Genomic DNA, 20,419 nt, shown 5'->3' with positions numbered 1-20,419 from the left:
CACAAGAGCCGCAATTGCAGCCGCATGACAGGTCGCCGTCATCCCGGAACTGTCACGGCGCTGCAATTGCAGCCGTATCGCATGTTCTGGCGCTCGAAATGTGTCACGAGCCCGCAATTGCAGCCTTGTGGCAGGTCCGCCGGCCCGGTCTCCCGTCGCGCGGCCGCAATTGCGCCCGAATGACAGCACAGAACCCGTCAGACCCGTCACAACCGCGCAATTGCAGCCGTAGGGACAACAGTTGTTTCCCTGTCGGGGACGCCCGCCGTCGCCCAGAATGGGGAGCGTGACTCCCCACCTGCCCCCTGCCGTCGTCGTGCGCGACCTGCACGTCCGGTTCGGCTCCGTCGACGCCGTGAGCGGGGTCGACCTCGAGGCGCAGGCCGGGCAGGCGACCGCCCTGCTCGGCCGCAACGGCGCCGGCAAGTCCACGACGATGCGCGTGCTCGCGGGCGTCGTACCCCCGACCTCGGGCACCGTCCTCGTGGCAGGCCGCGACGTCCGCGAGGACCCGATGGGCGTCAAGCGCCGGGTCGGGTACTGCCCGGACGTGGGCGGCCTGGTGCCCCGGGCCACGCCGTGGGAGCACCTGCAGCTGGCCGCCCGGCTGCGCCGGATGGACGGCTGGGAGCAGCGCGCCCGGCTGCTGCTGGAGCGGTTCGACCTCGGCGGCGTCGCGCACCGGGTCACCTCCGGCTTCTCGCACGGCATGGGGCGCCGGATGTCGGTGCTGCTCGCGGCGTTCCACGAGCCCGAGGTGCTGCTGCTCGACGAGCCCTTCGACGGTGTCGACCCGCTCGGCGTCGAGGCCACCCTCGAGGTGGTCTCCGACGCCCGCGCCCGGGGTGCGGCGGTGCTGGTCTCGACGCACCTGCGCGAGCTGGCGATCGAGGCCTGCGGCGCCGCGCTGGTGCTGCGCGCCGGCCACCCGGTCGCGACGCTCGAGGCGGCGGAGCTGGTCGGGGAGGACGGCGCCGGTGTCTACCGCTCCCTCCTGGACTGACGCGCCACGCAGCTGGCGGGACCCGCTGGTCGACCTCGGCAGCATGGTCCGGTTTCGCTTCGCCGCCGTGCGCGGCCGCAGCCGCCGGCGGCTGGCCTGGGTGGCCACGATCCCGTTCGTGCTCACGGCCCTCGCCGCGCTGGCACCGGCGTACGCCGACGGGGCCGGTGCGCCGACCGGCCGGGCCGCCGACGTCGTCGACGTGCTCGGACCCGCGCTCACGTCGTTCCTCGCGCTGACCGTCGTCTCGTCTGTCGCCTCCGGTGGCGGCCGCGAGCTGGTCTCGCGCGAGCAGGGCGTGGCGTTCCCGGTCAGCCCGGTGAGCGACCACCTCGGCGCGCTCCTCATGGCACCGCTCAACGTCGCGTGGCTGGTGCAGGGCTGGGTCCTGCTCGGCGCGACGGCGTACGCCGTCGGTGCGGACCGGGTCTGGCTCGCCCAGCCGCTGGTGATGCTCTGGCTGGCCGTCGCCACTGCCGCCGGGCAGGTGGTCGGCTGGACGATGGAGGCGGTACGCCGCGGCCCACACGGCGTGCTCGTCTTCCGGTCGGTCTCGGCCGGCGCGGGACTCGTGCTCGCCGCCGTTGTGCTGGCGGACCGGCTCGTCCCGCTGCTGGACGCGTCGCCGGCCAACGCCCTCGTCACCGCCGCGCGGGACGGTGCCGGCGTGCGATGGCTGCTCGCGCTGGTCCTGCTCGGCGTCGGCGTGCTCGCCCTGGTCCTCGCCGGAGCCTGGCCGGCCGCGGTCGCGTCCCGCCGGCTCCCGCGCGACGAGGCCCGGCTGGAGTCCACGACCCACGCCGCCCGGCCGAACCCGGCCTCGGACGCCGTGGCGCTGGCCCGCGTCGACCTGGCGTCGATCGTCCGCTCGGTGCCGCTGCGCCGCGGCATGATCACGCTCTCGCTGCTGCCCGGCGTCGTCGCCCTGGTCGGCGGCCTCAGCTGGACCAGCCTGGTCCTGATGCCGGGCCTGGTCGCCTCCGGCGCGGGCCTGCTGTTCGGCGTCAACGCATGGTGCCTCGACGCCCGCGGCGCCCTGTGGCGGGAGAGCCTTCCGGTCCACGCGGCCACCGCGTTCCGGGTCCGCGCCGGGGTCCTGACCGGACTGCTGCTGGCCTGCTCCGCGCTCACCCTGGTGATGGGCGCGGTCCGGGCCGGGACGCCGACCGCCGGCGAGGTGACCGCGGTGCTCTCCGCCTGGCTCGTGGTCTGCGTCCAGGTGGTCGCGGCGTGCCTCCACTGGTCGGTGCGCAGCCCGTTCCCGGTCGACCTGCGCAGCGCCCGCGCGACGCCCGCTCCGCCGGCGGTGATGGTCGGCTACTCCGGCCGGCTCGCCCTCGTGACCACGCTGGTCGGGATGCTGTTCTCCGGCTTGTCCGTGCTGCCCTGGTGGGTCAGCCCGGTGGTCGGTGCCCTCTTCGTCGCCTGGTCGCTGCGCCGGCTGGCCCGGGCGCACCGGGCGTGGGAGGACCCGCAGGTCCGGTCCCGGGTCGTGGTCACGGTCGCCGCCTGACGGCCACGTCGTATGACGCCCGCCGAGGGGAACAGCAGGGTCAGCGGTCGGTCGCGGTGAGGATCCGCGTGCAGGCGGCGAGGTCCTGGCGGAACCCGCCGGTCCCGATGGGCTTCGTGCCGGCGTAGAAGGCGACGAGGGAGGCCCGCCACTCGTCGGTGTCGAGTCCCTTGAGGCAGTCGGCGTAGTCGTCGAGGTCCTTCGCGGACGCCTTCGGGTGGTCGCGCTCCTGGTCGAGCGAGATCGCGTCGAAGTCCGCGCAGTCGAGGCGCGCGGACGCCAGCCCGCGGGCCACCTCGCGGGACGTCGTGCGGTCGCCGGACAGGAGCGCCCGCACCTTCTCGCGGCGTACGTCGAGGTTCCGCGCGAGCAGCTGCTCCGCCACCAGGGCGTCGGTGCCGACCTCGCCCACCCACGTCTCGGCGACGCAGCCGGACGCGTCGCGCTCGGCCTCCCCGCCCTGCGGCTGCACCAGCGCGGGGGCGAGGTTGTCGGCCGCACGCTGCTCGTCGTCGCTGAGGTCCGAGCAGCCGGCCAGGGCCGTCGTACCGACCGCGATCGCCGCCACCACGACGGCGGCGAGGCGGGTGCTGGCGGGCATGGCGTCACCGTATCCGGAACACGTTCCACCCACCCTCGCGTGGGCCACTAGGTTGGCACGCATGGACTTCGCCCCGTCACCCCGCGCTGCCGACCTGACCGCGCGGGTCGCCGCGTTCATGGCCGAGGAGATCGCCCCGGTCGAGGCCGACTACCACCGCGACCTGGCCGCGGCCCGCCGCGACGGGGACCCGTGGCAGCCGCTCCCCGTGATCGGGGAGCTCAAGCAGAAGGCGCGGACCCGGGGTCTCTGGAACCTCTTCCTGCCCGCCGAGCACGCGGGGGAGTACGCCGCGCGGTTCGGCACCGACGGCGGCACGGGGCTGAGCAACGTCGACTACGCCCCGATCGCCGAGCTCACCGGTCGGTCCGCGATCGCGCCGCTGGTCCTCAACTGCAACGCCCCCGACACCGGCAACATGGAGGTGCTGCTGCGGTACGGCTCGCAGGAGCAGAAGGACCGGTGGCTCGAGCCGCTGCTCGACGGCCGGATCCGCAGCGCGTTCGGCATGACCGAGCCCGGCGTCGCGTCCTCCGATGCCACCAACATGGAGGCCACCGCGGTCCTCGACGGCGACGAGGTCGTGGTCAACGGTCGCAAGTGGTGGACCACCGGCATCGGCAACCGCGACTGCAAGGTCATCATCTTCATGGGGCTCAGCGACCCCGACGCCGACCGCCACCACCGGCACACGATGGTGCTGGTGCCGACCGACGCGCCGGGCGTGAAGGTCGAGCGGATGCTCACCACGATGGGCATCCAGGACGAGCCGCTCGGGCACGGCGAGGTGTCGTTCACCGACGTCCGGGTGCCGGTCGCCAACATCATCAGCGGACCGGGGGAGGCGTTCGCGATCGCCCAGGGCCGGCTCGGACCGGGGCGGGTGCACCACTGCATGCGGCTGATCGGGCTGGCCGAGGCGGCGCTCGAGGCAGCCTGCAGGCGAGGCCTGGAGCGGACCGCGTTCGGCAAGCCGCTGGTCAACCTCGGCGGCAACCGGGAGCGGATCGCCGACGCCCGGATCGCCATCGACGCAACCCGGCTGCTGGTGCTCAACGCTGCCTGGAAGCTCGACCAGGGCGGGCCGCTGAACGCGCTCTCGGAGGTCAGCCAGATCAAGGTCGCCGCCCCGAACATGGCGCAGCAGGTCATCGACTTCGCGATGCAGATCCACGGTGGTGCCGGCCTCTCCGACGACTTCCCGCTCGCCGACGCGTGGACCAACGCGCGCACGCTCCGGCTCGCCGACGGGCCGGACGAGGTGCACCGAGGCATGGTCGCGCGGCTCGAGCTGGCGAAGCACCGGTGACCGCCACGTCCGCCCGGGTGCTGGTCACGGGCGCCGGCTCCGGGCTCGGTGCGGCCCTGGCCCACGCCTTCGGGGCCCGCGGCGACCGGGTGCTCGCCACCGACCGCAGCGAGGAGGGGCTGGCCGGGTTCGGCCACCGGCTGCGCCTCGACATCACCTCCGACGACGACTGGGCCGCGGCCCGGGCGTGGGTCGAGCGGGAGTGGGGCGGGCTCGACGTGCTGGTCAACAACGCGGGTGTCGCGGGCGGCGGCCGGATCGACGTCGCGCCGCTGGAGGAGTGGGCGCCGCTGGTCGAGGTCAACCTGCTCGGCACGGTCCGCGGAACCCGCACGTTCGTGCCGGTGTTCAAGGAGCAGCGGTCCGGCACGATCGTCAACGTGGCCTCGCTGGCCGGGCTCGTGCACCCGGCCGGCATGGCGTCCTACAACGCGGTGAAGGCGGCGGTCGTCGCGTTCACCGAGACCGCAGGCCACGAGCTCGCGGCGTACGGCGTGCACTGTGCGGTGGTCTGCCCGTCGTACTTCCGGACCAACCTGATGGCCGGGATGCGGGGCGCCGACCAACGCGTCGGTGAGGTGGTCGCCGGGCTGGTGGAGCGGTCGCCGTTCTCCGCCGCCGACATCGCCGCCGCCGTCCTCGCCGGGATCGATCGGCGTGACGAACTCATCATTCCGGACGAAGCCGCACGAAAGGCATGGTTGCTCAAGCAGAATGACCGAGCGGCGTACGACGCCGTGATGCGACAGCAGGCCGCCAAACTGAACCAGGTGACGTAGTGGTCCCCTCCCCCCAGGACACCCACGGCTCCGACGCCGGCAACCCCGCCCGCGCGGTGCGCGACGAGGACGCCTTCGACGTCGACGCGGTCGCGGCATGGTTGCGCGACCACGCCGCCCCTGCGTTCGCCGGCGTCGTCGACGGCAAGCCGGAGGTCCGCCAGTTCCCCGACGGCGCCTCGAACCTCACCTACCTGCTGCGCTACCCCGACGGTGACCTGATCCTGCGCCGCCCGCCGTCCGGCCGGAAGGCGAAGGGCGCCCACGACATGAGCCGCGAGTTCCGGGTGCAGTCCGCGCTCGCCCCGGTCTTCCCGCTGGTGCCCCGGATGGTCGGGTTCTGCGAGGACCACACGGTGCTCGGCTCCGACTTCTACGTCATGGAGCGCGTCGACGGCACGATCCTGCGCCAGGACTTCCCGCCCGGCCTCGACCTGTCCGTGCGCGACGTCTCGACGCTGTGCGCCAACGCGGTCGACGTCCTCGTCGACCTGCACCGGGTCGACCCATGCACGCCGGGGCTGGCGGAGTTCGGCAAGGGCCCCGGGTACGTCGACCGGCAGGTCGGCGGCTGGGTGCACCGCTTCCGGCAGGCCCGCACCGAGGACGTCGGCGAGTTCGCCGAGGTCACGTCGTGGCTGGAGGAGCACCAGCCCGAGGACGCCGGCTACTGCCCGATCCACAACGACTTCCGCTTCGACAACCTGGTCCTGGCGCCCGACGACCCGCTGCGCATCGTCGGGGTACTCGACTGGGAGATGGCCACTCTCGGGGACCCCTTGATGGACCTGGGCTGCACGCTGGCGTACTGGGTGCAGGAGGACGACGACGAGTTCTTCCACCAGTTCCGCCGGCAGCCGACGACCGCCCCGGGCATGTGGAGCCGGGCCGAGGTGGTCGGCTACTACGCCGAGCAGACCGGGCTCGCGGTCACCCCGGAGCAGTGGCGCTTCTACGAGGCGTTCGGGCTGTTCCGGCTCGCGGTGATCTCCCAGCAGATCTACTACCGCTACTTCCACGGCCAGACCCACAACCCGGCGTACGCCGTCTTCGGTCAGGCCACGTCGTACCTCGCGAACCGCGCCCGGGGGGTGATCGGCTGATGGGCCAGCTGCTGCTCGTGCGCCACGGCCAGGCCTCGTGGGGCGGCGACGACTACGACGTGCTCTCCCCGCTCGGCTGGGAGCAGTCGCGCATGCTCGGGCTGGCGTTCGCCGGCCGCGAGCTGGTGCCGGAGGTGGTCGTCCAGGGTGGGATGCGCCGGCACCGGGAGACCGCGACGGGCGTGTCCGAGGCGGCCGGCTGGGACCTCCCGACGCCGGTGAACGACCCCGGCTGGAACGAGCTCGACCACATCGGCGTGCTCGCCGCGCAACGCACCCCGGTCTTCGCCGGCCCGGAGCCGACACCCGCGGAGTTCCAGGAGTGGTTCGAGCTGGCCACCGCGCGGTGGGCGGCCGGAGAGCCCGGCGAGTACGTCGAGACGTTCGCCGACTTCACGGCCCGGGTCGCCGAGTCGATGGAGAGGACGGCGGACCTGGTCGGCGCCAACGCGACCGCGGTGGTCTTCACCTCCGGCGGCGCGATCTCGTGGGTCGCCGCGTCGCTGCTGCTCGGTCCCGACGCGCCGCCGGAGCACGCGGTCCACCTGTGGACCAACCTCAACCGCGTGGTCGTGAACACCTCGGTCACCAAGGTCGTGGTCGGTCGTCGCGGCCCGACCCTGGTCTCGTTCAACGAGCACGTGCACCTCGAGAGCGACGGGCTCAGCTACCGCTGACCGGTCCGCGACTCAGAACAGGCACCAGTCCGACGTCCACGTGGCCGGGCTCGCCTGCAGGGCCTGCACCAGCCGCAGACCCGGCAGGAGCAGGGGCACCAGGCCCAGGACGACCAGGCGGGTGCGGTGCGGACTGCGCAGGATCGCGAGCACCCACGGCAGCGCCGCGACCGCGACCACGCCGGCGAACGACCAGCGGGCCGTCCGGAGCGCCTCGGCGGTCGTCGGCTCGTGGCAGACGCCTGTGGTCATGAACTCGATCACGACCGTGGCGGCGAAGGTGGCCGCTGCGCCGGCCACGGTCGCGAGGACGACGACCATCCACCAACCGAGGCTCCAGTCGGTCAGCTCCCGGAGGTCGAGCAGGTCGGTGTCGCGGTACTCCGTCATGTCGTGTCCTCTCATCCCGGTCGGCTCAGAGCTGGAACAGGCCCGGCTCAGAACTGGAACAAGCACAGGGTCCAGTCCGACCGGGGCTGGCCGAGCATGGCCACCACGGCCATCAGGGGCAGCGCGACGGCTGGCAGGCCGAGTGCGACGAACCGGCCCGCGTGCTGCCGCCAGAGAACCGCGGGCACGGCCCACGCAGCGACCAGGGCGACCGCCAGCACGACGAGCACGAGCCGGCCGGTGCGGTAGCTCTCCGGGGACGCGATCGCCTGGCAGCCGCCCGCGTTGTCGGCGAACACCACCGCCGCCGCGATCAGGCCCAAGGCCGTGGTGAACAGGGCGGCGGCGACCCCGGCGACCCACTGGCTCCAGTGCCAGCCGGTGGTCCGGGGTGAGCTCTCGGTCGTCATGCCCTCACCCTCGCCCAGCGCCGCGGGCGGGTGCATGGGTCGGCGTACTCAGGTCACCCGGGTGACGTACTCGACTCGCCCAACGGCACCATGCACGCGCTGCTCACCGGTGCGCCCTCGCAGCACGGGCGGATGTAGCCGCACCGGTCGCACCGCGAGTGGGACGTCTCCCACCGCATCTGCGCCCCGCAGCTGTCGCACTCCATGGCATCCACGACCGTGGCCTCCCCTCGCGAGCTCCGGCTGCCGAGGCTAGCCGTCGGCACCCTCCGGGACCGCCCACCGCGCCGGGCGCCCCTGGTTCNCCCCGCAGCTGTCGCACTCCATGGCATCCACGACCGTGGCCTCCCCTCGCGAGCTCCGGCTGCCGAGGCTAGCCGTCGGCACCCTCCGGGACCGCCCACCGCGCCGGGCGCCCCTGGTTCCGAGACGGCGCTGGCGCGCCTCCTCAACCAGCGGGCGGGCTCCGGCGGTTGAGGAGCGAGCGCCAGCGAGCGTCTCGAAACCGGCGGTCTCCGGGTCCGGAGGATCAGATCAGCTTCTTGTACACCGGCATCGGGGCGTGCCGCAGGACGACGCTCATCGGGGCCCACGGGAGCGGGGGCACGTGGGCGGAGTCCTTCTCCTTCTCGATCGCGGACACCATCGCCCGCACGCCCTTCTCGGTGGAGACCAGCAGCGGGCTCTTGTTGCCCTCGTTCATCTCCGAGGCGATCCAGCCGGGGTAGAGCACGGTCACCTTGATCGGACCCCCGTGCAGCTCGGCGCGCAGGCCCTCGGCGAGGTGGGCGACCCCGGCCTTGGTCGCGGCGTACGTCGCCATGGACCGCGGCATCCCGCGCACCGCCGACATCGAGGACACCATGACGAGGTGCCCGCGCTCCTGGCGGCGGAAGATCTCCATCGCGGCCTCGGTCTGGGCTAGCGCGCCGACGAAGTTGGTGACCGCGGTCTCGCGGTTCGCGTCGTACCCTCCGGTGCCGAGCGGGGCGCCCTTGCCGAGCCCGGCGTTGACGACGACCCGGTCGATCGAGCCCAGCTCCTCGGCGAAGGAGCGGAACACCGTGAACACGGCGGCGTCGTCGGTCACGTCCAGCGCGCGTACGGCGATCCGGCAGCCGGGGTGCCGCTCCAGCAGGTCCGCCTTGAGGTCCTCGAGCCGGTCGAGGCGCCGCGCGCACAGGGCCAGGTCGTAGCCCAGGTCCGCGAACTGACGGGCCATCTCGGCGCCCAGCCCGCTGCTCGCCCCGGTGATCAGGATCGTCTTCGCCATGAGCCGCATCCTCGCAGTACCGTCGGGACCATGACTGGCCGCATCGTGCATTTCGAGATCCCCTTCGACGACGGCGAGAGGGCCCGTGAGTTCTACCGCGAGGCGTTCGGCTGGGAGCTGATGGAGCTCCCGGACATGAACTACACCCTCGTCACCACCGGACCCTCGGACCCGACCACCGGGCCCACCGAGCCGGGCTTCATCAACGGCGGGATGCAGCAACGCGACCCGGCCACGGTCGGCGCGCCGGTGCTGGTCATCGACGTCGAGGACATCGAGGCCACGCTGGCCCGGATCGAGGAGCTCGGCGGCTCGACCCTCGTCGGCCGGACCGAGGTCGGCGGCATGGGGTGGTCGGCGTACTTCCGTGACGGCGAGGGCAACGTCGTCGGGCTCTGGCAGTCGCTCGCCTCCGACGCCTGACCCGCCGGCGTCGCGCGCGACGACGCTCAGCCCGGCCGGGACGGGTCGTGCTGGTGGATGACGACCGTGCCCAGGATCTTGTCGGTGAGGGTCTGGTTCCTCGGGTCCCACAGCGGCCACAGGTAGTCGAGCATCAGGCAGCTGTTGAGCAGGCCGTGCAGCAGCCAGCGGGCCACGGCGTTGCCGACGCCCATCGGCCGCCCGTCCACTTCGCGCAGGACGCGGATCCCGACCTTGCGCTTGCCGAAGGTCCAGCCGGTGCGGCCCTGGTCGAACCAGATGTTGCGGAACACCAGGTAGAAGCCCCAGGCGTACGCCGCGAGCAGCACCAGCACGCCGCCGACGATCAGCGCGGTGGCCGCACCGCCCTCGCCGGTCGCGCCGCCGACGGCGAGCAGCACCGCACCGCCCGCCATCGCCGCGAGCGCGGGAAGCACCACGACGATGTCCCAGAGGTAGCCGGCGACCCGGCGGCCCCAGCTCGCATAGCCGCCGGGCGGGACCGGCGGGCCGTACGCCGGGTGGCCCGGGCCGCCGTGCTGCAGTGCGCCGTTAGGGGGAGCGCCGTTAGGGGGAGCGCCGTACGGCGGCGGGTGCGGCGACATGGAGGTCTCCTCGGCTGGCCCGCGGTGGCGGGCGTCGGGCGGGTCGCGGGGAACCCTCTCCGCCCGCCGGCGTCACGAAACCCCGGGAGGACGTTCACCGACGGCATGCATACGTGGTATACATACCCAGTACTCATCGACCACGGGGGCGATGAGTGGGCTGATCGGGGACGCGCATGTCGGTGAAGCAGGCCTTGCTGGCACTCCTGGAGCAGGGGCCGATGTACGGCTACCAGCTCCGGGTCGAGTTCGAGACCCGCACCGGGTCGACCTGGCCGCTGAACGTCGGTCAGGTGTACACCACGCTGAACCGTCTCGAGCGCGACGGCCTCGTCGCGGGGGAGGGCGTCGACGACGACGGGCACGTGGTCTACCGGATCACAGACGAGGGCCGGGACGAGGTGGCCGCCTGGTTCACCACGCCGGTCGCGCGCACCCAGCCGCCCCGCGACGAGCTGGCGATCAAGCTCGCGCTCGCGGTGACGGTCCCGGGGGTGGACGTCGGGACCGTCATCCAGCGCCAGCGCACCGCCACCATGGTCGCGCTGCAGGACTACACCCGGCTCAAGCGGGCCGGACGCGCGGCCAACCCCGCCCGCCCCGACGACATGGCCTGGAGCCTGGTCCTCGACTCGCTGGTCTTCGTCGCCGAGGCCGAGATCCGCTGGCTCGACCACTGCGAGGCCCGGCTCCGGCGGGCCGTGCGCACCGCCGAGAACACCGCCACCTTCGAGGCCGGCCAGCCGCGAGAGGTCAACCGGTGAACGCGACCCTGCACCTCGACGACGTCACCCGGGTCCACGGCAGCGGACCGACCGAGGTCCACGCGCTGCGCGGGGTCTCGTTCCGTGCGCACGCCGGCGAGCTGGTGGCCGTGATGGGCCCGTCCGGTTCCGGCAAGTCCACCCTGCTCACCCTGGCCGGCGGCCTCGACACCCCGACCGCCGGTCGGGTGGTCGTCGACGGTGTCGACCTCGCGGCGCTCGGCGGGGCCGGGCGCGCCCGGATGCGGCGTACCTCGATCGGCTACGTCTTCCAGGACTTCAACCTGATCCCGGCGCTCACCGCCGCCGAGAACGTCGCGCTCCCGCGCGAGCTCGACGGCCAGCGCAGCCGGGCGGCGCGCAAGGCGGCGCTGGCGGTCCTCGAGGAGGTCGGCATCCCCGAGCTCGCCGACCGGTTCCCCGACGAGATGTCCGGCGGACAGCAGCAGCGGGTCGCCATCGCGCGGGCCGTGGTCGGCGAGCGCCGGCTGATCCTCGCCGACGAGCCGACCGGAGCCCTCGACACCGACACCGGCGAGGAGATCCTGCGGCTGCTTCGGGCCCGCTGCGACGCCGGCGCCACCGGTGTCCTCGTCACCCACGAGGCCCGGCACGCCGCCTGGGCGGACCGGGTGGTCTTCCTGCGCGACGGCGTGGTCGTCGACGAGTCCGGCGCGGACCCGGTCGACGCCCTGCTCGAGCCCGGGATGAGCCGCTGATGCGCGCCCTCTCGGGCTGGCGGCCGTCGCTGCGGATGGCGTGGCGCGAGGTGCGGCGCTCCCGCGGCCGCAGCATCCTGGTCCTGGTGATGATCGCGTTGCCGGTGCTGGCGGTCACCGCCGCCGACATCGTCATCGCGACCCAGGACGTCTCCGGCGTGGAGTCGATGGACCGGAGGATCGGCGCTGCCGACGCCTCGGTGTCGTTCACGACCGGCGCCGGACGGGTGATCCAGGCGTTCGACCCGGACGACGGCATGACCTGGGACTCGGAGAGCGACAAGCCGGCGCCGGGGGTCGCGGACGTACGCCGGGCGCTCGGGCGCGACGTACGCACGGTGGAGCGCTGGGAGGGCTCCACCGTGGTCTCCACCGACAAGGGCCGCACCGACGCGCTGGCGGCCGAGGTCGACCTGGCCGATCCGCTGACGGCGGGGCTCTACGACCTCACCGACGGCCGCTGGCCGCGGACCGAAGACGAGGTCGTCGTCAACGCCGACCTGGCCTCGCGCGGCCCGGGGCTGGGTGAGGAGGTCGAGCTCGCGTCGGGCGACGTGCGCCGGGTGGTCGGCATCGCCGAGTCCACGACGTACCGCAGCCATCCCAGCATCGCCGGGCCGGTCGGCTCCTTCGGGCTGTCCGAGCGCACGACCGACCACACCTGGCTGCTCGGCGCCGGACCGGTCACCTGGGACGACGTGCTGGCGCTCAACGCGCTCGGGGGGACCGTCGTGTCCCGGGCCGTGATCGCCCACCCGCCGCCGGACTCCGTGCTCGACCCCGAGATCGCGTCCTGGGCCGGGGGCACCGACGACGCCTGGCTGGCGATCGTCGCGCTGGTCGTGGTGATGGCACTGCTCGAAGTCGTGCTGCTGGCCGGGCCGGCGTTCGCGGTGACCGCGCGGCGGCAGTCGCGGACGCTCGCGCTGATGGCCGCGGCCGGAGGGACGCCGCGCCAGGGGCGCCGGGCGGTCCTGGCCCACGGACTGGTCCTCGGCAGCCTGGCCGCGGTGCTGGGCGTCGGGCTCGGCATCGTGGCCGGACGGCTGGCGGTGCCGGTCGCTCAGCGGTGGGACAGCACCTGGTTCGGGCCGTTCGACGTGCCCTGGCCGCACCTGCTCGGCATCGCCTGCTTCGGCCTGCTCGGCGCGATCCTGGCCGCGGTGGTGCCGGCGTGGATCGCGTCCCGCCAGGACGTGGTGGCGGTGCTCGGCGGGCGCCGGGGCGACCGCAAGGCCTCGCTCCGCTCACCGATCCTCGGTGTCGTGCTGCTCGGTGCCGGCGTCGCGGGGGCGGCGTACGGCGCCCGCTCGACCAGCAACGGCGAGTTCGCCATCGCCGCGTCTGCCGTGGTGGCGGTGCTCGGCATGATCCTGCTGGTCCCGCTCGTCGTGGTCACCCTCGCCCGGGTGGCCCGCCGGCTCCCGCTGGTGCTGCGCTACGCCGTCCGGGACGCCGCCCGGCACCGCACGCGCACGGTCCCCGCCGTCGCCGCGGTGGCGGCGACGGTCGCCGGCGTGGTGGCGCTCGGCATCGCGCTGAGCAGTGACGAGCTCGAGAACCGCGCGACGTACGTGCCGCAGGTGCCGATGGGTGACGGCGTGGTCAGCTTCGGCTGGAACACCGATGCCACTGCCGCCGACGCGGACGCCGTGGTCGCGGCCGCGGAGAAGTCGGTTCCCGGGCTGCGGGCGACCGCGGTGCAGGGGGTGCAGACGGACCGGCCGGACGGCAGCTACACCTTCCTCTCCTTCGCTGCTCCCGGTGGTCCGCAGCAGCTCCTCTCGTCGTACGGCGGCACGTTCGGGAGCGACGTGCTGGTGGCCGATCGCGTGCCGCCCGGCGACCATCTCGGCATCGACGCGGCGGGCCGGGAACGAGCCGACTCCGCGCTCGCGGCCGGAGGGGTGGTGGCGCTCGCCGACGGCCGCCTCGTCGATCAGGTGGCCGGCCTCGACCGGGTCCGGGCCCGCGTGGAGGAGATGGATGCCGAGGGCCAGCCGGGCGCCGTCCGCAAGCGGACGTTCCCCGGAGCAGTGGTCACGACCGGCAGCCATTCGATCGGGCCGCAGGCGATCGTCTCGCCCGCCGCAGCACGCCGACTGGGCGTCCCGGTGGTCCCGGCCAACGTCCTGCTCGACGGCGCGTCGATCGGTCGAGGACAGCAGCGCGACCTCGACGAGGCGGTGTCGGCGGTCGCCGACCAGGCGTCGGTCTACGTCGAGCGTGGCTACCGGGCGTCCGGGGAGACGGTGGTGGTCCAGCTGGTGCTCGCCGCGCTCGGCGCCGTGCTGATGCTGGGCGGCACGCTGACCGCGACGTTCCTGGCGCTCTCCGACGCGCGTCCGGACCTGGCGACCCTGGGCGCGGTGGGTGCTTCTCCGCGCAAGCGTCGCGGTGTCGCGGCGTCGTACGCGTTGGTGGTGGGGCTGGTCGGCGCGGTGCTCGGCGCGGCGGTGGGCTTCATCCCGGGCATCGCGGTGACCTACCCGCTCACCGGCAACTCCTGGGACCTCGGTGGGACAGCCGCGTCGCACTACCTCGACGTGCCGTGGCTGCTGATCGGCGGACTCGTGGTGGTGCTGCCACTGCTGACCGCCGGCATCGTCTGGGTCAGCGCCCGGCCCCGGCTGCCGATGGTGGCGCGACTCGACTGAACATTAAAAGTCAGGCTTGACTGTTTCTTTGTGTGGTACGACGATGGGTGGATGACCACGACCCGCGTGCCGCAGGAGGAGCGCACCCGCGCCATGCGGCAGCGCCTGCTCGATGCCTGCGTCGAGTGCCTGGTCGAGCGTGGCTGGAGCGGCACGTCGACCACGCTGGTCTCGCAGCGGGCCGGGGTCAGTCGCGGTGCGCAGCTGCACCACTTCCCGACCAAGAACGACCTCGTGGTCGCGGCGGTCAGCCACCTCGCCGAGGTGCGCGGGCGGGAGCTGGCCGCAGCGGCGGCGTCGGTCCCGCAGGGCGCGCGACGTACCCGCGCGGTGCTCGGGATGCTGGCCGACCACTTCACCGGCCCGGTGTTCACGGCCGCGCTCGAGCTGTGGGTCGCGGCCCGCACCGACGAGCAGCTCCACGCCGCGGTCGCGCCGCTCGAGCAGCGGGTCGGCCGGGAGACGCACCGGATGACCGTCGAGCTGCTCGGGGTGGACGAGTCCCGACCGGGCGCCCGGGAGCTGGTGCAGGCAACGCTCGACCTGGTCCGCGGCCTCGGCCTGGCCAACACCATCCGCGACGACCGCGCGCGCCGCGGCCGCATCCTCGACCAGTGGGCGCGCACCCTCGACCTCGCCCTCCAGGAGCCCTCATGAGCACCACCATCCTCGAGTCCGTGCTGGCCGACCTCGCGGCCGAGAGCGAGCGACTGGAGTCGCTGGTGTCCGGGCTGGACGAGTCCGGCTGGCGCACCCCGACCCCCGCCGAGGGCTGGGACGTCGCCACGCAGGTCGCGCACCTGGCCTGGACGGACGAGGCGGCGGTGGCCGCGGCCACCGACAAGGCCCGGTGGGACGCGCTGGTGCTGGAGGCGCTCGGCGACCCCGACGGCGCGATGGACACGGCTGCCCTGGCCGGAGGCGCGGTCCCGCCCGACGAGCTGCTCGCCCGCTGGCGGGTGTCGCGGGCCGCCCTGGCCACGGCGCTGCGGGATCGGCCGGACGGGGAGAAGATCCCGTGGTACGGCCCGCCGATGTCGGCCACCTCGATGGCCACTGCCCGGTTCATGGAGACCTGGGCGCACTCCCTCGACGTGCACGAGGGGCTCGGTGCCGAGGTCGAGGTGTCCGACCGGATCCGGCACGTCGCCCACCTCGGGGTCCGCACCCGCAGGTTCTCGTACGCCGCCCGCGGGCTCGAGGCGCCGGCCGACGAGCCGCGGGTCGAGCTGACCGCGCCGTCCGGCGAGGTCTGGGCCTGGGGCCCGGAGGACGCGACGCAGACCGTCACCGGCCCGGCGTACGACTTCTGCCGGCTGGTCACCCAGCGCATCCACCGCGAGGACACCGCCCTGGTCGCCACCGGCGCCGACGCCGAGCAGTGGCTCGCGATCGCGCAGGCGTTCGCCGGGCCGCCGGGAGAGGGGCGGGAGCGCGCATGAGTGGCGGGGAGTCGGCAGGATTCCCCGGTCGACCGGGGAATCCTGCAGATGACAGGCAGAATTCCGGCCGACAAGTACCAGAACTGCCTGTCGAGTCCGTGCGGATCGGGAACTGCTCGGGGTTCTACGGCGACCGGCTCTCGGCGATGCGGGAGATGCTCGAGGGGGCCCCCGATGATCGGCACAGTCTGGACGTCCTGACCGGCGACTACCTCGCCGAGCTGACCATGCTGATCCTCGGCAAGGACACGATGAAGGACCCGTCGCTGGGGTACGCACGGACCTTCGTCAGGCAGGTCGAGGACTGCCTCGGTCTCGCGCTGGAGCGCGGCGTTCGGATCGTGTCAAACGCAGGCGGGCTGAACCCGGCCGGGCTCGCCGCCCGGCTGCGCGAGGTCGCGAGGGGGCTCGGTCTCGACCCGGCGATCGCGTACGTCGAGGGCGACGACCTGCGCGGCACCGACCTCGGCTTCCCCGGGGCGCTCACCGCCAACGCCTACCTCGGCGGCTTCGGGATCGCCCGCGCGCTGGAGCAGGGTGCCGACGTCGTCGTCACCGGACGGGTGACGGACGCAAGCCTGGTCGTCGGGCCGGCCGCCGCCTACCACGGCTGGAAGCCCGACGACCTCGACGCGCTGGCCGGTGGTGTGGTGGCGGGACACGTCGTCGAGTGCGGGACGCAGGCCACCGGCGGCAACTTCTCGGGCTTCGCGACCCTGCCGCACACCGGCCTCCCGCTCGGCTTCCCGATCGCGGAGGTCGCCGCCGACGGGTCGTCGGTCATCACCAAGCACCCCGGCACCGGCGGTGCAGTCACCGTCGACACCGTGACCGCCCAGCTGTTCTACGAGATCCAGGGGCCGCGCTACCTCGGACCCGACGTCACCGCCCGTCTGGACACGATCGCGCTGGAGCAGATCGGCGAGGACCGGATCGCCATCACCGGGGTCCGCGGCGAGGCGCCGCCCCGGCAGCTCAAGGTCGGCGTCAACGAGCTCGGTGGCTTCCGCAACACCGTCGAGCTCGTGCTCACCGGCCTCGACGTCGAGGGCAAGGCGGAGTGGGTGCGCGCCCAGCTCGACGCCGCGCTCGGCGACCCCGGCCCCGCGACCGTCACCTGGTCGACGGTGACCCCGCCGCCCGCGGACGCGGGCACCGAGGAGGCGGCGTCCTACCTGCTGCGGTGCACGGTCATGGACCAGCAGGCCGACCCAGTGGGAAGGCGGTTCACCGCGGCGGCCGTGGAGCTCGCCCTGGCGTCGTACCCCGGGTTCACGATGACTGCCCCACCGGCCGCGCCCACGCCGTACGGCGTCTACCGCCCCGCGTACGTCGACCGCACCGCCGTCATCCACACCGTCGTGCACGCCGACGGCACCCGCGAGACGGTGCCCGACCCGACGACGTTCGGGGACGAGGCGCCCCCGGAGGATGGCCGGCGCCCCTCGCCGTACCCCGCCCCGACGCCGCGGCTCACCCGCTCCCTGCCGCTCGGCACCTTCGTGCACGCGCGCTCCGGGGACAAGGGCGGCGACGCCAACCTCGGGCTCTGGGTCGGCCACGACGACTCCGGGTCGTACGCCGAGCGCGTGACCTGGCTGTCGAAGCTGATCACCCCCAAGAAGATCCGCGAGCTGGTGCCGGAGGCCGCCGACCTCGAGGTCGAGGTCTACCTCCTGCCGAACCTCGGAGGCGTCAACGTCATCCTGCGCGGGCTGCTCGGCGAGGGCGTCGCCGCCTCGACCCGGTTCGACCCGCAGGCCAAGGGCCTCGGCGAGTGGGTGCGCTCGCGGACCGTCGCGATCGAGGAGAGTCTTCTATGAGTGGTTTCGACACGCTCGCCGGCGCTCGCTCCTCAACCACCGAGGCTGCGTTGCGCGCCACCGCCGCAGAGTTCGTACGCCGCGAGGTCACACCCCACCTCCAGGACTGGGAGGACGCGGGCCAGGTCCCCCGCGAGCTGCACCTCGCCGCGGCGAAGCAGGGGCTGCTCGGGGTGTCGTTCCCGGAGTCGGTCGGGGGCGAGGGCGGCGACCTGCTCGACTCGGTGGCGGTGACCGAGTCGATGCTGGAGGCCGGCGCGTCCAGCGGGCTGCTGGCCGCCCTGTTCACCGGTGGCATCGCGCTCCCGCACCTGGCCGCCAACGGGTCGCCCGACCTCGTCGACCGGTTCGTCCGTCCGACGCTGGCCGGGGAGAAGATCGGCTCGCTCGCGATCACCGAACCCGGCGGCGGGTCCGACGTCGCCGGCATCACCACGAAGGCGGTCCGCGACGGCGACCACTACGTGGTCGACGGCGCCAAGACCTTCATCACCTCCGGCATCCGCGCCGACTTCGTGACCGCCGCGGTGCGCACCGGCCGCCCCGGCCATGCCGGCGTCTCGCTGCTGGTGATCGAGAAGGGCACGCCCGGGTTCGCAGTGGAGGCCCCGTTGGCCAAGATGGGCTGGCACTGCTCCGACACCGCCTCGCTCGGCTTCACCGGCTGCCGGGTCCCCGTCGGCAACCTGGTCGGCGAGGAGAACACCGGGTTCTTCCAGATCGCCGAGCAGTTCGTCGTGGAGCGGATCGCGCTGGCCGTGCACGGCTACGGCATCGCCGCCCGGTCGCTGGCCCTCGCGGCGGCGTACGCGAAGGAGCGGGAGACGTTCGGCCGCCCGCTCGCCGACCGGCAGGTGATCCGGCACAAGCTGGTCGAGATGCACCGGCAGGTCGAGGTGGCCCGCACCTACACCCGCCACGTCGCGGCCCGCCACGTCGCCGGCGAGAACGTCGTCGCCGAGGCGTGCCTGGCCAAGCAGACCGCGGTCGACACCGCCGAGCACGTCTGCCACGAGGCGGTGCAGGTGTTCGGGGGCGCCGGCTACCTGCGCGGGACCGAGGTGGAGCGGCACTACCGCGACGCCCGGATCCTCGGCATCGGAGGAGGAGCGAACGAAGTGCTGACCGACCTGGCCGCGCGACTGCTGGGGTACACGTCATGACCGCCCCTGGTTTCGAGACGCTCGCTGGCGTTCGCTCCTCAACCGGCGGCGCGAACCGCCAGGCGATGCTGGCCAAGCTCGCCGACCTCGATGCCGAGCACGCGAAGGCGGTGGCCGGCGGCGGGGAGAAGTACGTCGAGCGCCACCACCGGCGCGGCAAGCTGCTGCCCCGCGAGCGGATCGAGCTGCTGGTCGACGAGGGCTCGGCGTTCCTCGAGCTGTCGCCACTGGCCGGCTGGGGGTCCGACTTCACCGTCGGCGCCTCGGTGGTGACCGGGATCGGCGTGATCGAGGGTGTGGAGTGCCTGATCACCGCCAACGACCCGACCGTGAAGGGCGGCGCGAGCAACCCGTGGACGGTGAAGAAGATCTTCCGCGCCTCGCAGATCGCCGAGGAGAACGGGCTGCCGACGGTCGCGCTGGTGGAGTCCGGCGGCGCCGACCTGCCGACCCAGAAGGAGATCTTCATCCCCGGCGGCCGGCTGTTCCGCGACATCACCCGCTCGTCGGCGATGAAGCTGCCGACCGTCGCGCTGGTCTTCGGTAACTCGACCGCCGGCGGTGCCTACGTGCCCGGCATGAGCGACTACACGGTGATGGTCAAGGAGCAGGCCAAGGTGTTCCTCGGAGGCCCGCCACTGGTGAAGATGGCCACCGGTGAGGAGTCCGACGACGAGTCCCTTGGTGGCGCCGAGATGCATGCGAAGGTCTCCGGGCTGGCCGACTACCTCGCCGAGGACGAGCACGACGCACTCCGGATCGGGCGGCGGATCGTGGCGCGGCTGAACTGGCGGAAGCCCCAGCAATTCCCCGGGCGTCCGGGGAATCCCTCCCCTGGCAGGGAAAGCATTCCCCGTCAGGGCATCGATTTCCCTGACCGGTCGACGTACGCCGAGCCCGACGCGGATCCTGACGAGCTGCTCGACCTGATTCCCACCGACCTCAAGGAGCCGTTCGACCCGCGCGAGGTCATCGCCCGGGTGGTCGATGGTGTGGGGGGCGACGGCGCCGGGGCCGGCAACGAGGTGGCCTTCGACGAGTTCAAGCCGCTGTACGGCGCGAGCCTGGTCACCGGCTGGGCGCGGATCCACGGCCACCCGGTCGGCATCCTCGCCAACGCGCAGGGCGTGCTGTTCTCCGAGGAGGCACAGAAGGCGACCCAGTTCATTCAGCTCGCCAACCAGGTCGACGTACCCCTGCTCTTCCTGCACAACACCACCGGCTACATGGTCGGCAAGGAGTACGAGCAGGGCGGGATCATCAAGCACGGCGCCCAGATGATCAACGCGGTCTCCAACTCCACGGTGCCGCACATCAGCGTGATCATGGGCGCGTCGTACGGCGCGGGGAACTACGGCATGAACGGCCGCGCCTACGACCCGCGCTTCCTCTTCACCTGGCCGTCCGCGAAGTCCGCGGTGATGGGGCCGCAACAGCTGGCCGGCGTCCTCTCGATCGTCGCGCGGGCCGCGGCGGAGGCGAAGGGCGCGCCGTACGACGAGGCCGGGGACGCCGCGATGCGTGAGTTCGTCGAGGCGTCTGTCGAGGAGCAGTCGCTGCCGTTCTTCCTGTCCGGGATGCTGTACGACGACGGGGTGATCGACCCGCGCGACACCCGCACCGTCCTCGGCATCTGCCTGTCCGTCATCGCCAACAAGCCGATCCGGGGCGCCGACGGCTACGGCGTCTTCAGGATGTGAGGCGCGTGCTCCGACGACCTACTGCCGGCAACCGCGGTTTCGAGACGCTCGCTGGCGCTCGCTCC

The 20,419-nt window shown here is 73.2% G+C and carries 21 protein-coding genes; 16 read left to right on the top strand and 5 right to left on the bottom strand.

All coding sequences use genetic code 11. The annotated features are described in order from the left end of the window. From EKO23_RS25945 to EKO23_RS22675, 3 genes are all read left to right on the top strand, one after another. Positions 1-183 (top strand): hypothetical protein (locus EKO23_RS25945; protein ID WP_217702766.1); only part of this gene is annotated, 183 nt, incomplete at its 5' end. Between the two features lie 103 nt (positions 184-286). Continuing rightward, complete coding sequence (locus EKO23_RS22680) at positions 287-1,003, top strand: ABC transporter ATP-binding protein (RefSeq protein WP_246051256.1); 717 nt, start codon at positions 287-289, stop codon at positions 1,001-1,003. Next, complete coding sequence (locus EKO23_RS22675; RefSeq protein ID WP_134720762.1) at positions 978-2,516, top strand: hypothetical protein; 1,539 nt, start codon at positions 978-980, stop codon at positions 2,514-2,516. Before EKO23_RS22680 ends, EKO23_RS22675 begins: the two co-directional genes overlap by 26 nt. Positions 2,517-2,556: 40 nt before the next feature. Here EKO23_RS22675 and EKO23_RS22670 read toward each other — a convergent pair whose 3' ends face one another. Beyond that, positions 2,557-3,117 (bottom strand): hypothetical protein, encoded by a 561-nt coding sequence (locus EKO23_RS22670; protein ID WP_134720761.1) that lies wholly within the window; start codon positions 3,115-3,117, stop codon positions 2,557-2,559. A gap of 61 nt (positions 3,118-3,178) precedes the next feature. On the opposite strand from EKO23_RS22670, the gene EKO23_RS22665 reads away from it, so the two are divergent. Genes EKO23_RS22665 through EKO23_RS22650 form a run of 4 tightly spaced genes read left to right on the top strand, consistent with a single transcriptional unit; the run spans position 3,179 to position 6,985 of the window. Further along, entirely contained in the window at positions 3,179-4,426 is a 1,248-nt protein-coding gene (locus EKO23_RS22665) for an acyl-CoA dehydrogenase family protein (protein WP_134720760.1), read from the top strand. Then, on the top strand, positions 4,423-5,205 hold the full coding sequence (locus tag EKO23_RS22660; protein WP_217702765.1) for an SDR family NAD(P)-dependent oxidoreductase: 783 nt from the start codon (positions 4,423-4,425) through the stop codon (positions 5,203-5,205). Before EKO23_RS22665 ends, EKO23_RS22660 begins: the two co-directional genes overlap by 4 nt. Further along, positions 5,205-6,308 (top strand): phosphotransferase family protein, encoded by a 1,104-nt coding sequence (locus EKO23_RS22655; protein WP_134720759.1) that lies wholly within the window; start codon positions 5,205-5,207, stop codon positions 6,306-6,308. The genes EKO23_RS22660 and EKO23_RS22655 overlap by 1 nt, the downstream gene beginning before the upstream one ends. Continuing rightward, a complete protein-coding gene (locus tag EKO23_RS22650) occupies positions 6,308-6,985 on the top strand; it encodes a histidine phosphatase family protein (RefSeq protein ID WP_134720758.1) in 678 nt (225 codons plus the stop codon). The genes EKO23_RS22655 and EKO23_RS22650 overlap by 1 nt, the downstream gene beginning before the upstream one ends. Positions 6,986-6,997: 12 nt before the next feature. Here the strand turns inward: EKO23_RS22650 and EKO23_RS25500 are convergent, their stop codons facing one another. The 3 genes from EKO23_RS25500 to EKO23_RS22640 form a co-directional block, all read right to left on the bottom strand. Beyond that, on the bottom strand, positions 6,998-7,375 hold the full coding sequence (locus tag EKO23_RS25500) for a hypothetical protein (RefSeq protein ID WP_167880607.1): 378 nt from the start codon (positions 7,373-7,375) through the stop codon (positions 6,998-7,000). Between the two features lie 47 nt (positions 7,376-7,422). Further along, complete coding sequence (locus EKO23_RS22645) at positions 7,423-7,785, bottom strand: hypothetical protein (protein WP_134720757.1); 363 nt, start codon at positions 7,783-7,785, stop codon at positions 7,423-7,425. A 529-nt stretch (positions 7,786-8,314) separates the two neighbouring features. Then, entirely contained in the window at positions 8,315-9,058 is a 744-nt protein-coding gene (locus EKO23_RS22640) for an SDR family oxidoreductase (protein ID WP_134720756.1), read from the bottom strand. 30 nt (positions 9,059-9,088) lie between these two features. Here EKO23_RS22640 and EKO23_RS22635 point away from each other — a divergent pair, with 30 nt between their 5' ends. Then, entirely contained in the window at positions 9,089-9,481 is a 393-nt protein-coding gene (locus EKO23_RS22635; RefSeq protein WP_134720755.1) for a VOC family protein, read from the top strand. Between the two features lie 26 nt (positions 9,482-9,507). On the opposite strand, the gene EKO23_RS22630 is transcribed toward EKO23_RS22635, so the two are convergent. Next, positions 9,508-10,086 (bottom strand): RDD family protein, encoded by a 579-nt coding sequence (locus EKO23_RS22630; RefSeq protein WP_134720754.1) that lies wholly within the window; start codon positions 10,084-10,086, stop codon positions 9,508-9,510. Between the two features lie 176 nt (positions 10,087-10,262). Between EKO23_RS22630 and EKO23_RS26335 the strand changes: the two genes are divergently transcribed. From EKO23_RS26335 to EKO23_RS22595, 8 genes are all read left to right on the top strand, one after another. Beyond that, the gene (locus tag EKO23_RS26335; RefSeq protein ID WP_246051255.1) at positions 10,263-10,850 is read left to right on the top strand and encodes a PadR family transcriptional regulator; all 588 of its coding nucleotides are present in this window, start codon (positions 10,263-10,265) and stop codon (positions 10,848-10,850) included. Next, positions 10,847-11,569: an ABC transporter ATP-binding protein gene (locus EKO23_RS26330; protein WP_246051254.1), complete on the top strand. Its 723-nt coding sequence runs from the start codon at positions 10,847-10,849 to the stop codon at positions 11,567-11,569. Before EKO23_RS26335 ends, EKO23_RS26330 begins: the two co-directional genes overlap by 4 nt. Then, the gene (locus tag EKO23_RS22620; protein ID WP_134720752.1) at positions 11,569-14,226 is read left to right on the top strand and encodes an ABC transporter permease; all 2,658 of its coding nucleotides are present in this window, start codon (positions 11,569-11,571) and stop codon (positions 14,224-14,226) included. Before EKO23_RS26330 ends, EKO23_RS22620 begins: the two co-directional genes overlap by 1 nt. Positions 14,227-14,277: 51 nt before the next feature. Next, the gene (locus EKO23_RS22615) at positions 14,278-14,883 is read left to right on the top strand and encodes a TetR/AcrR family transcriptional regulator (protein ID WP_134720751.1); all 606 of its coding nucleotides are present in this window, start codon (positions 14,278-14,280) and stop codon (positions 14,881-14,883) included. Further along, positions 14,880-15,668, top strand: coding sequence for a TIGR03084 family metal-binding protein (locus EKO23_RS22610; protein WP_134720750.1), 789 nt, complete (start codon positions 14,880-14,882; stop codon positions 15,666-15,668). Before EKO23_RS22615 ends, EKO23_RS22610 begins: the two co-directional genes overlap by 4 nt. 98 nt (positions 15,669-15,766) lie before the next feature. After that, positions 15,767-17,491 carry an acyclic terpene utilization AtuA family protein gene (locus EKO23_RS22605; protein WP_246051253.1) on the top strand — a complete coding sequence of 575 codons (1,725 nt, stop codon included), beginning with the start codon at positions 15,767-15,769 and terminating at the stop codon, positions 17,489-17,491. Beyond that, positions 17,488-18,654 carry an acyl-CoA dehydrogenase family protein gene (locus EKO23_RS22600; protein ID WP_134720748.1) on the top strand — a complete coding sequence of 389 codons (1,167 nt, stop codon included), beginning with the start codon at positions 17,488-17,490 and terminating at the stop codon, positions 18,652-18,654. The genes EKO23_RS22605 and EKO23_RS22600 overlap by 4 nt, the downstream gene beginning before the upstream one ends. Beyond that, positions 18,651-20,354, top strand: a complete 1,704-nt coding sequence (locus EKO23_RS22595) for an acyl-CoA carboxylase subunit beta (RefSeq protein WP_134720747.1) — start codon at positions 18,651-18,653, stop codon at positions 20,352-20,354. The genes EKO23_RS22600 and EKO23_RS22595 overlap by 4 nt, the downstream gene beginning before the upstream one ends. Positions 20,355-20,419 lie beyond the last annotated feature (65 nt).

Origin of the sequence: Nocardioides guangzhouensis (assembly GCF_004519545.1) — a bacterium.
GTDB classification, from domain to species: Bacteria; Actinomycetota; Actinomycetes; order Propionibacteriales; family Nocardioidaceae; genus Nocardioides; species Nocardioides guangzhouensis.
Note: the sequence above shows the minus strand (reverse complement) of the source record. Positions and strands in the feature narration are given on the sequence as shown.